Raw genomic sequence first — 11,410 nt, 5'->3', positions numbered from 1 at the left:
CTGCAACGATTTTACACAATGAATTATGATGGCCTTGAGAAGAAGTCGCCACCCCGGGAAAAACCGGCGTTCAGCCTTTCCGCAGCTATCCAACCCTTTGAACCGGAGCCCCCATGCCTTCCCTGTTCACTCTCCAAGGCATCGATGAAACCTTTGACAACCTGGCGCTGAAACCGGGAACCCTCAAGGCGGAGCTGGCAAAGGTTATCCGCTCGTATTTCGTTGACGAGCTTTCTTTGCAGTCCATCACCAGCATCCCCACCGACGAGCTCGTCCACAAAATTTGGGGGCCTTGCAAGGGCGACGAATTCAAAGCCAAAAAGAAAAACTTCAGCTCCCTCAAGTCCGCACTCAATAAATCCCTCAAGGAGCTCGACAAGGCAGGGAAAAATCAGGCCGGCATCATTCTCGGCCGGGACAATGTCTTCATTGTTTCCGAAGAACGCAAGGATGATCTCCTCAAACAGATGGGGATTTCGCCAAACTCCCCGCATCTGCTGCACGACATGTTCGCGGCCTTCAAAAAGTTCTTTTCCGAAAATATCAAGGATCAGAACACCGAGGAGGTCAAGGATCTGCTGGCGGAATTTGAAGAAACGGAGAAAAAATTACGCAAGATAGCCGGTCTTGAACCAAAGGCAGGCCCAGGAGAAGACATTCCCGAAACTGCAGGGCCGGGGGGAGGCAGCCTCCCTGGCACAGGGGAAGAAACCGGGGCGACCGAGGAATCGCTCACGGAAGAGGTGGAGATTCTCGACGAAGAAGTGGAAATCCTCGATGCCGACGAGTTGGAGGAGGTGTTTGAGGAAGAGGCTCCCCCGATCGAAGGCCTGGGCGCGGAAGAAGGCGAGCTGGCAGAGGAAGGACTCACCGAAGAGGTGGAGGTTCTCGACGAGGACGCCATCGAAGAGGTCGTGGGCGAAGATCTGGATAATACCGAACTTCTTGACGAGGAGGTGGAAATCCTCGATGCCGATGAACTGGAGGAGGTGTTTGCAGAAGAGGCTCCCCCGACAGAAGGCCTGGGCGCGGAGATAGGCGGGCTGGCAGAGGAAGGACTCACCGAAGAGGTGGAGGTTCTCGACGAGGACGCCATCGAAGAGGTCGCGGGCGAAGATCTGGATAATACCGAACTTCTTGACGAGGAGGTGGAAATCCTCGATGCCGACGAGTTGGAGGAGGTTCTTGCAGAAGAGGCTCCCCCGACCGAGGGTCTGGGCGCGGAGATAGGCGGGCTGGCGGAGGAAGGACTCACCGAAGAGGTGGAGGTTCTCGACGAGGACGCCATCGAAGAGGTCGCGGGCGAAAACCTGGATAACACCGAACTTCTTGACGAGGAGGTGGAAATCCTCGATGCCGACGAGTTGGAGGAGGTTCTTGCAGAAGAGGCTCCCCCGATCGAAGGTCTGGGCGCGGAGATAGGCGGGCTGGCGGAGGAAGGACTCACCGAAGAGGTGGAGGTTCTCGACGAGGAGGTGGAAATTCTCGAAGAAGAGGACCTGGAAGAAATTGAAGAATCAGCAGAACCACTAGGAGAAAAAGCCCATCAACCAACCCCACTGGAGGTTCTCTCAAAATACATCGAAGCGGAAGAAGCGGTGAATCAAGGGGACTTGCTCCGGGAAACCCAGGAGGAGTTTATCAATCAGATCCTGGAGCGTTTCATGCCGAAATTCATCAAGATTCCGGCCGGCGCCTATCTGGTGGGCAGCGCCAGTCCCAAAGGGCTGGAACAACCCCTGCGCAAAGTCATGCTCCATGATTTCTACCTTGGCCAAGCGCCCGTGACCAACGACCTGTTCGACATGTTTGTCCGGGAAACAGGATATACAACCGATGCGGAGGAAGCGGGCTACGGCATTGTTTTCGAAGGCCGCTGCACCAACCGAACAGACCCGGAAACCGGCAGGGAGATCTTCAGCCTGACCCAGGGAACCATTGCCCGGCATGTGAGCGGGGCAAACTGGCGCCATCCTGCCGGGCCGGACAGCAGCTTGGAGGGCAGGCACAACCACCCGGTGGTGCAGGTCAGCCACAACGATGCCATGGCCTTTGCCGCCTGGGCGGGTAAACGGTTGCCCACGGAAGAGGAATGGGAAGCCGCGGCCCGTGGCGCAAACGGCCAGCTCTTTCCCTGGGGCGACAGATGGCTGGCCGATTTCGGCAATTTCGAAGCCGCCTGCTTCGGCGCCACAACCTCGGTTGAGCATTACGGCCGCAAGGCCATGAGCCCATTCGGCATCCACGACCTGCTGGGCAATGTTGCCGAATGGACCTCCACCCCCCACGCCGAACAGGCAGACATACAGCCGGGCCGATCAGGGGAAAGGGTCTACATCCTCAAGGGCGGTTCCTGGATAACCGGCGGAACCGTGACTGCGGCCTGGCGGCAAATCGAACGGGGAAAATACTGGACAAATACCATCGGCTTTCGCTGTGCGGTATGACAGCTGTCAGCTGGCGCCCAAAACGCTATCAATCAACTCCCCACTCACCGCATCGGTGATCACAACCTTGCCGATCTCCGTGGGCAGCACAAAAAATGGCCTCCCCCCCACGGTTTTCTTGTCTGTTTTCAGGAAACTCTTGATCTGGCTGGCCGAAAATTCCGGCGGAATCTCCGTTGACAGGCCGTAATCGGCAATAAGTCGACATACCGCCTCGGCCTGGGCCTGCGGGAAAATACCTTTGCCCGTTGCTAGCCGGCAGGCAGCGACCATCCCCAACCCAACCGCCAGACCATGGGCCATGGCATAATTGGAAGCCGCCTCCACCGCGTGCCCTATGGTATGGCCGAAATTCAGGATCCGCCGCAGATCGGCCTCGCGCTCATCCGCCGCTACCACTGCACCCTTGATCTCGCAACAGCGGGCTATCACCTCTTCGAGCACGGCAAGATCCCGAGCCAAGATGGCCTGCCGCTGCTCAGCAAGATACCGGAAAAACTCCGCGTCATAGATCACGCCGTACTTGATTACCTCGGCCAGCCCGTTCAACAGCTCGGCAGACGGCAGCGACATGAGAACATTGCTGTCGATGTAAACGCAGCGGGGCTGATAAAAAGCGCCGACCAGGTTCTTGCCCTCCGGAATATCGACCCCGGTCTTCCCCCCCACCGAGCTGTCCACCTGGGCCAGAAGGGTGGTGGGAATCTGGATAAAGGGGATGCCCCGCATGTAGATGGCGGCAAGAAAACCGGTGATATCTCCGGTCACCCCGCCCCCCAGGGCAATGAGCGCGTCTTTGCGGTCCAGCCCCATCTGGGCGAGCTTACTTGCCAGTTCGGCAACCGTGGCCAGGTGCTTGCTTGCCTCGCCCCGGGGAAAGGTAATGAGCTCCGCGGCAACACCCGCCGCAGCCAGGGAGGCCATGAGCCTGCCGCCCAAAAGCTCCGCGACATGGGAATCCGCCACGACCACATACCGCTTGGCTATGGCACGCTGCTTGAGATCCGCGCCGATTGAGGCCAGGATCCCGTTCTCGATCAAAATGTCATAGGCCCTGTCGCCAAGACCAACTCGAATTGTCCGCATATCCTTCCGCCTTTCGGAGTCTCGACTCCGTCTCGCTTACCTGGAGTCTCGACTCCGTCTCGTTTACCTGGTGTCTCAGCTCCGCCTTGCTTACCTGCTGTTCTCGTTTGCCTTGAGCCTTGTACCGTTCGCCTTTTCCTTTATAAAGAATCGCGCAATATTGCAACCTTCTTGACAATGCCCCCAGGATCGCTAGACTGGATAGCAGAGACGCCTAACAATGAACCATCCATCATGCAGGAGGGAACCATGGCAGCCAAGAAAAATAAATCCGCATTGAACGAAGCCGGGAAGAAGGTGGGTAAAGCCCTGGCCAGGTCGAGCCACACCGTGGAAGAAACCGGGCAGAAAATGAAGAAGGCTGGGGAAAAACTCGTGAAGGACGCGGCGAAAAGGGCGGAGAAAACCGTAAAATCTGCCATCGGCAAGGTTAAAAAAGAAGTGAACGAACTCACCCATAAAAAAACACCCTGCGCGGCGCCAGGAAAAGAACCGCTGTTTATGCCGGGCAAAGGCATGACCGTGGAAGGCCAGATCGGTTTCCTGGCCGGCGACATCTTTGAATACCTCACCCAAAACGGCCCAACCCCGGTGGCAAAAATCGCCAGCGTCATGAAAAACAGGGGCAACCTGCCACTCCTTGGCGCGGCGCTTGGCTGGCTGGCCCGGGAGGCAAAAATCGCCTTTTCCAAGGACGGCGCCAAGGTTTCCATCCTCTAAGCATCTTACAAAAATCGACAAAAAAAAGGAGATGCCGAAAGGCATCTCCTTTTTTTATATACAGCAATTCAGGTACAGCAATCTTACATTGCGGAACCGGAAGCAGCGCCCTGCATCTTGACCTCAACCTTCTCGGTCAAAGTAGCATAGTATGCGCGCAGGATAACCAGAACCTCTTCGCGGCCAAAGTGGTCAACAACCTCTTTGCCCTCGGAAAGAGCCTTACGCAGCTTGGTGCCGGAAAGGATAACGCGATCCTCCTTGGTGTGCGGGCAGGTACGCAGGGAAGCCATACCATCGCACTTGTGGCAGTAGAAGGTCCAGTCGATCTTCAGCGGCATGCACTTAAGCGCCTTGCCCTCGGCCAGGTTGGTCGGGATGCGGTCAAAGATTTCCTGAGCCTCAAACAGGCCGTAGAAGTCGCCAACACCGGCATGGTCACGACCGATGATCATCTTGGTGATGCCGTAGTTCTGACGGAAGGTTGCATGGAGCAACGCCTCACGGGGACCAGCATAACGCATATCCAGGGGGTAACCGGCCTGGATGACGTTGTCTTTCACAAAGTAGTTCTCAACCAGGCAATCGATGGCCTTAACGCGAACCTCGGCAGGAATATCGCCGGCCTTCAGGTTGCCGATCAAAGAGTGGATCAGGACGCCGTCACAAACCTCGATGGCGATCTTGGCCAGGAACTCATGGGAGCGATGCATGGGGTTACGCAGCTGCAAGGCAGCAATGTCGGACCACTTACGCTCTTCGAACATGGCGCGGGTCTCGGCCGGGGTCAGGTACACGCCTTTGTACTTAGCGGGATACTCGCCCTCGGAGAGAACCTTAACCGGGCCGGCCAGGTTCACTTCTTTCTGCTTCATAACCATCTGAACGCCGGGATGATCCTTGAGTGCGATATCCCAGAACTTGTCATCGGCAGACTCTTCGCCTTGGCCCTTGAAAACCTTCTCACACTCCCACTTCTTGTCGGCGTCGGTCATCTCGAACTTCTCGGTGACCTTCATGGTGGCGTAAACCTCGCCATCCGCCTCAAGGGCAACCTCGTCGCCGATCTTGATTGCATCGGCATCGGCCTTGGAGACATCCAGGGTGATGGGCAGGGGCCAGAAGGTGCCGTCAGCCATGGTGAAATTCTCAACAACGCCCTTCCAGTCGGCCTTGTTCATGAAGCCATTCAGCGGAGAAAAACCGCCGATGCCCATCATGATCAGGTCGCCTTTGGCGCGGGCGCTGATTTTGATCTTCTTGAGGCCCTTGGCCTTTTCCTGCTCAGCGGTACGCTCACTGCCGTGCAGCAAACAGCATACCAGACCTTTTCCACCATGGGGAGCGACTAACTTAGACATGATCGAGTCTCCTTGTGTCAATTAATGAGGATTGAAAATATTATGGTAAAGTTGAACACACATTCAGTTTGCCGATCAGGTATACGAGAGGGCCCAATAATTGTCAAGAAAAAAGTCTTACCCAAAAAAGTGAGCCGCTTTCCCTTGCAGTCGGGGAACAAAAAAATCCCCCCAAGGGGGGCTTTCACGTTTTAAAAGATTTTTTCTTGGAGGGAGAAAAAGGGGGAATCAGCGAGGGGGCGCCGTGGGCGCAAGTATAGCGGCTTGCCGCCAACATCCTGTTTTTTTAGAACACAGGCAGCATATTCAGGGCATGTAACTAACCGAAAAACGGTTATGCCATACCTTCAAACAACGTTCCCACCAGATCATTCAACTGATTTCGCAGTTGCAATATCGCCTCCGAGGGAAACTGCCGGATCAGCTCACCGCTATCCTTGGCGGTAATCTTCACCACAACGTCTTCCGAGCTGTTATCGATGGAAAACTGGAGGTTCGTTCCCATTTTGTCGAAACGCGCCTGGATCTCCCGAACATACTGTATTGTCTGCTCCCGGGAAGGTTTTCCTTCCTGTTGCGACAATGCCTTGCCGCTTTCGGTGTCCGCGCTGGAGGCAACCGGCATTACCGGCATTTTTTGCTTATCCTGGCGCACCATGGCCGGGGCAACCGGCGGCACACTGCCAAAACTCTTGCTCTCACCGCTGATACTATTGACGTCCATGACAACCTCCCTTTGTTACTCCACTATCCTTCCATGCCAACCACAACAGCATCCCTTTATTCAAACAGAAAGCCAGGTCTTTTCTTGACACTTTTTCGACCAGGCCCCTATTTTCCTTGTCTCTCACCCTCAAAAACGGGGGAGGCAATACTTTAGACCAAAAAGCACATGTTGGCGGCGACAGCGACTTTCTTTTCCTGAAAATGCGGGTAGGCGATTGCCGCTTCTTCATGGGCAACTTCTGTTGCACACTCGATTTTCCGCTCAACCGCAAAACCATTTTCCCGCATGGCGGTTTCTTCCCAGATTTCTTTCAGACGCGATACATACTTATGGGCCTGCCGGACAACAGCCACATCCTTGGTCACCGCGACCTTACCCAGCTCTATCAACATCGCCTCATACATGCCGCGCAGGAACTGGGCCGGCTCGGACTCATCCCCCGGCGTCACACAGCAGTTCAACTCCGTAATAATGGCAATGGCCTTGGAAAGGTTCTCTCCCCGTTTTTTAATGTCATTTTCCTCAAGTCCCTCACAGGCACAGGTAAGGTTGAGCAAAAGCCGTTCATACAGCATATGAATAAGTTTGGCAGGATGAATCTTCGCACTTGCCTGCGCCTGAAAATACGCATTGCTTGCTTGCTTTGAGACCATGTCCACGCTCCTTTTCACAAAATAATTTTTCCCCGGATACCCCCAAGGTCTTTTGCAAGACCACCCCTGTGCCAACAATCTTCATTCCCTGGCCAGGCACAACACACCACGCTCTCGCCAATGCTTTATTTATCGGCAAGTTCCGGGAAAACCATGAAGAAATTCCTCCCGGCCTTTCCTCGCAAAACCATACCAAATTCAAGCAGTTTTCCGACAAAACCGGGGCTCGCCTTTCAGCCCAACCCGATAGCCGACAAGCCCTTTCTTGCCCTGGCCAAGAGACTTGAGCTCCTCGCCGACCTGGGCCTGCAAGACGGCAAGCCGAGAGGAAATCTGGGCGTCAAGGGCGGCAACCAACTCCATTTCCTCTAACTGATGAGCAAGGGCCTGCCGGTGCTCCGCCTGCTTGCGCCCGGCGCTGTGGCCAAGCCAATGCTCTTCCTGAGCAAGAAGCGGTTGCAATCTCCCGACCAAATCTGTCCGCGCCGCCCAAAAGAGCGTCTGCGCCGCCTCATCCGGCACCCCATCCTGAACCGCTTCTAAAAATGCGGCAGTCACCAGGGCCAGATCCTCATACAGGGCCACGACCATCTCCACCAACTCCACTGCCGGTTGCCCTGCCGCATTCATTGCCATCTTTCCTATTCTCCCCTCAAGACGCAGCGCTCAATTTAGCTCTTTTCCAGCCGCGGGCTCATCAATTCTTGCTTGCGCTTAGGCTCGCAATTTGGGCGGTCAGAAAATCCCCCTGCTTCTGAAAACTACTCAGCAAGGTGTCGAGCTGGACAAACTGTTTCGTCAACAGGTCGTATTTATTGTTCAGCCTGGTGGTCATGGTTTCGATCTGGTCATCCAGCCGCTGAATGGTTTGATCAACCCGATCCTTCTCGTTGGCGATCACCCCACGGCTCGCCTTAGTGATGTCCCGCAACTGAGCGTTCAACAAGGTAGCGACCCCGTCAATCCCCTTGGTGGTATCGCCCACCAGAAGACGCTGAACATCTTCCGGGTTGTTTTCCAGGGCGGTTGCCAAGACCGTCTCATCAAGGGAAGCGGTGCCATCCCGGTTAAAGCTCAGGCCAATATCCGTCATGTTATCATAGGCTCCGCCCAGCCCAACAATGGAGGTCACCAAAGTCTGATTCAATTGGCTGGTCAAGCGCTTGAAGGTGGAAATCCCGGAAAGGGACCCCGCCACCTTGGTCTCCGGGTCGTATTTGGAATTATCGGCAATCTCTTTCGCCGCCGCATTGTAGGCATCAACCATGGCTACAATCTTATTCTTGACGCTGGCCATGTCACTGGTGACCGTGAGTGATGAGGCGCCAGGGGCTACCAAATTCAGGGCGACTCCCGGGATAATATCGCTGATAGTGTTGGTGGCCCGATTGTAGGTGAGACCGTTAATGGTCACCTGGGCGTCAAGGACACCCTTGGCTTGGATTTCGGTAAAGATCAAATTGGTGTTGTTGGTGCCGATGGTTACGGCGTTGGTGTCGCCGGTATTTTTGGAAACCAGCACCAAATGAAAGGCGGTGGCCGTGCCGGTGCCATCATCCATAACGCTGGCGGTGACTCCGGGATTACTGACATCGTTGTTGATGGCGTCGCTGAGTTGTTGCAGTGTGGTGGTGGCGGAAACCGCCACGCTGGCCTGCGTACCATTGACGGTGTAGGCAAAACTGCCTGTGGTGCTACCAACCACGGCATTGGCCGTGGCCACCCCGGAAGACTGCCAGGAGTTCTGCTTTGCCAACCGGCCCACTGTCACCGCAGAGATGCCGACACTGGCGCCGCTGCTGACCGTGGCGGTCAAAAAGCCCGGCTGCGACGAAGAACCCTGCCGCGCCAAAAAGGTGGTGTCCAAAGACAAATCCAGAGCCTTGTTTTTGACCGCCAACAACTTGGTATTCACGGTTTCGAACTCGGCCAGCTGATCCTTGTACTGGAGCTGCTGTGCCTTGATATTGGTGATCGGCACCTGATCCGCAGCCTTGAGCTTGTCAATAATCCCCTGCAGATCCATCTGGGATCCTGCGCCAAGCGTGGAAACTGAACCAGCCATACGATTCTCGCCTCTGTTAGGTGTTACGCCGCTTACCCACGTTCGACTTTACTCTTCGACACGCTAGGGGCGAACGGGTTACTGTATCTTCCGTTCGTGCCGAGCCTGGCGAAGCGCCAAAATATTGGGCCAGAGCCTGTTCATCTGCTTAAAGAAAAGGGGGGCTGGCGGCCAAAAACCGCCGCCCCCTCACTTGTTACCTTGTACAAAAAACCACAGCTACATCCTCAGGCGATGGGGCTGAAGAGTGGCTAATTACCAACCATCTTCAGCCCATCCGCCCGATGGATTAACGAAGCAGAGTCATGATGTTCTGCTGCACTGTGTTTGACTGAGACAGAGCATAACTACCAGCCTGCACCAGGATGTTCATCTTGGCGAAGGTGGAACTCTCCTCGGCGAAGTCAACGTCACGAACGGCTGATTCAGCCGACTGGATGTTAACCCGGGTTACGGAGATGTTACGCAGGGTTGCTTCCACCTGGTTCTGTGCAGAACCAAGACCGGAACGGACCTTGTCCAAAGCCTCCAGAGCCGAATCAGCGCGCTGGATGGTGGTCTGTGCGGCAGTAGCGGTGGTAACGTTGGCATCAGCAATACCGCCGGAGGCAGCAACAGTGGTAGCGGTAAAGCCAAAGGATGCCAAAGTGGAGGCGTCCCCAGCAGCGGTAATGGTATTAGAAGAAGTAAGGCTTACCTGCCCATGATAAGAAGAGTTCTTCACCAAACCATTTACACCACCACCAGTAATGGTAACACTGGCATCATCAGCGGTGCTGCGAAGAATATTTACATCCTTTCCATCGGCCCGGGTAATAGTGACTGTACCAGCAAGATCATCGGTGATGGTATAGTTACTACTAATGCTTCCAGCCGTTTTTAAGGCGTTCAGGGCAGTAGCCAAGTTGGAGCTAGACGTAGCCGCGGTGGTGGTGGAAGCCCAAACAACGTTCATGCCATCCAGGGTGAATTCCTGACCAGCAGCAGCAGCCGTACCGGCAACGATAGCAACGCTTGTCGTATTGGCGGCAAGACCTGTTCCCAATACAGCAGCAGTAGCGGAGGCTCCGCTAATTTGGATGTCACGGCCATCCGCAGCGGTGAAGGTCAAGAGACCGCTGGCGTTCACCGAAGCACTGACGCCGGTGGTGGCCTGTTGCGCGTTGATGGCCGTTACCAAGGTTCCGGACGCATCATTGGTTAACACGGAAACCGCACCAATACTTGTTCCGTTGATCAGCAGGCCGCCGTCAGCGATAGTCGCGGCAGCAACATTGGTCGTACCGCTCCAGTTGGTGACAGCAGTAGCCTTGACCCCGGTGGTATCCGTAATAGCATTTATCGCAGCGGCAGTACCTTTCGCGGACAACATACTCCCGCCCTGCGCGCCCAGATAGCCACCAATACTGATACCATTCAGGGTGAAGTTAGCGCCGGTCGGGATCGCCCATTGGCCGTCGGCAGTGTCAGCACTCGCCACAATATCCGCCGAGGCGAGGGTGGTGAGGTTGGTCTGGGTGGCGGTGGAACTGGTGGTTGCCAACCGACCGACATGGCTTGCATCAGCGTTGCCGATGGAAACGGAAACCGTCTGGTTGGCATAGGCGCCAACCTGGAAGGATTTGTTGGTGAAGTTGCCTTTCAACAGGGTCTGGCCGTTGAAAGCGGTGGTGTCGGCGATGATGTTCATCTCTTCCAGCAGCTTGTTGACGTCGGCCTGAATAGCTGCCCGAGAAACGGTGTTCTGACCGTCGGAAGCAGCCTGGATAGCCTTGGTCCGGATGGTGTTAACGATATTGATAGACTCGTCCAACGCACCGTCCGCAACCTGTACCAGAGAGATGGCGTCGCCGGCATTTTTCATGGCCTGACCGAGACCGGAACCCTGCGCCCGCAGAGAGTCGGCAATGGTCATACCTGAAGCATCATCAGCGGCGCGGTTGATCCGCAGACCGGAAGAAAGACGCTCCAAAGACTTGCTCAGCGCACCGCTGGTGCCAAGCATATTGCGGTGAGAAGTCATTGCATCGATGTTGGTATTGATTCTGAAACCCATGGTGAAACCTCCGTGTTGTGTGTGTTGTTGAATACCGGCTTCCTTGCCGGCGTTTTAAAGCGTATCTCGTTTTTATTGCAGTTCTTGGTAGGTGTGTCTGGCAACTCTAACCGTCACCTCCTTTTTGACCAAACCCTACACGCATTATACTCATTGCTTAATTTTCTTATCGACCCCCACAGGTGAAACTTTAAAAGAAATATTCGAGCTGGACTCCCCGTTGCCCGACTGTTTTTCCACATAAGCTCCCCCTCTCTTTACGGGAGTAGGCTGGGGGGCGGGTGAAGCTCGAACT

9 protein-coding genes are annotated in these 11,410 nt (G+C 55.3%); 2 read left to right on the top strand and 7 right to left on the bottom strand.

Annotated features, from left to right (window positions below):
• Positions 1-113: 113 nt before the first annotated feature.
• Entirely contained in the window at positions 114-2,447 is a 2,334-nt protein-coding gene (locus ACZ46D_RS01540) for a formylglycine-generating enzyme family protein (protein WP_464928279.1), read from the top strand.
• A gap of 6 nt (positions 2,448-2,453) precedes the next feature.
• On the opposite strand, the gene aroB is transcribed toward ACZ46D_RS01540, so the two are convergent.
• Entirely contained in the window at positions 2,454-3,533 is a 1,080-nt protein-coding gene (gene aroB, locus ACZ46D_RS01535) for a 3-dehydroquinate synthase (RefSeq protein ID WP_464928278.1), read from the bottom strand.
• A gap of 249 nt (positions 3,534-3,782) precedes the next feature.
• Between aroB and ACZ46D_RS01530 the strand changes: the two genes are divergently transcribed.
• A complete protein-coding gene (locus tag ACZ46D_RS01530; protein ID WP_464928277.1) occupies positions 3,783-4,253 on the top strand; it encodes a winged helix-turn-helix domain-containing protein in 471 nt (156 codons plus the stop codon).
• A gap of 83 nt (positions 4,254-4,336) precedes the next feature.
• Here the strand turns inward: ACZ46D_RS01530 and sat are convergent, their stop codons facing one another.
• The 6 genes from sat to ACZ46D_RS01500 form a co-directional block, all read right to left on the bottom strand.
• Positions 4,337-5,614, bottom strand: a complete 1,278-nt coding sequence (gene sat / locus ACZ46D_RS01525) for a sulfate adenylyltransferase (protein WP_464928276.1) — start codon at positions 5,612-5,614, stop codon at positions 4,337-4,339.
• A gap of 334 nt (positions 5,615-5,948) precedes the next feature.
• Positions 5,949-6,338, bottom strand: a complete 390-nt coding sequence (locus ACZ46D_RS01520; protein ID WP_464928275.1) for a flagellar protein FlaG — start codon at positions 6,336-6,338, stop codon at positions 5,949-5,951.
• Positions 6,339-6,490: 152 nt separating this feature from the next.
• A complete protein-coding gene (gene fliS, locus ACZ46D_RS01515; protein WP_464928274.1) occupies positions 6,491-6,994 on the bottom strand; it encodes a flagellar export chaperone FliS in 504 nt (167 codons plus the stop codon).
• A gap of 198 nt (positions 6,995-7,192) precedes the next feature.
• Positions 7,193-7,630 (bottom strand): hypothetical protein, encoded by a 438-nt coding sequence (locus tag ACZ46D_RS01510; RefSeq protein WP_464928273.1) that lies wholly within the window; start codon positions 7,628-7,630, stop codon positions 7,193-7,195.
• 61 nt (positions 7,631-7,691) lie between these two features.
• Positions 7,692-9,059 carry a flagellar filament capping protein FliD gene (gene fliD / locus ACZ46D_RS01505; RefSeq protein WP_464928272.1) on the bottom strand — a complete coding sequence of 456 codons (1,368 nt, stop codon included), beginning with the start codon at positions 9,057-9,059 and terminating at the stop codon, positions 7,692-7,694.
• A gap of 289 nt (positions 9,060-9,348) precedes the next feature.
• A complete protein-coding gene (locus ACZ46D_RS01500; RefSeq protein WP_464928271.1) occupies positions 9,349-11,115 on the bottom strand; it encodes a flagellin N-terminal helical domain-containing protein in 1,767 nt (588 codons plus the stop codon).
• Positions 11,116-11,410 lie beyond the last annotated feature (295 nt).

It is taken from the genome of Thiovibrio sp. Mzg5, from assembly GCF_055379285.1.
The sequence above is the reverse complement of the archived record's forward strand: the minus strand, read 5'-3'. Positions and strand labels throughout refer to the sequence as shown.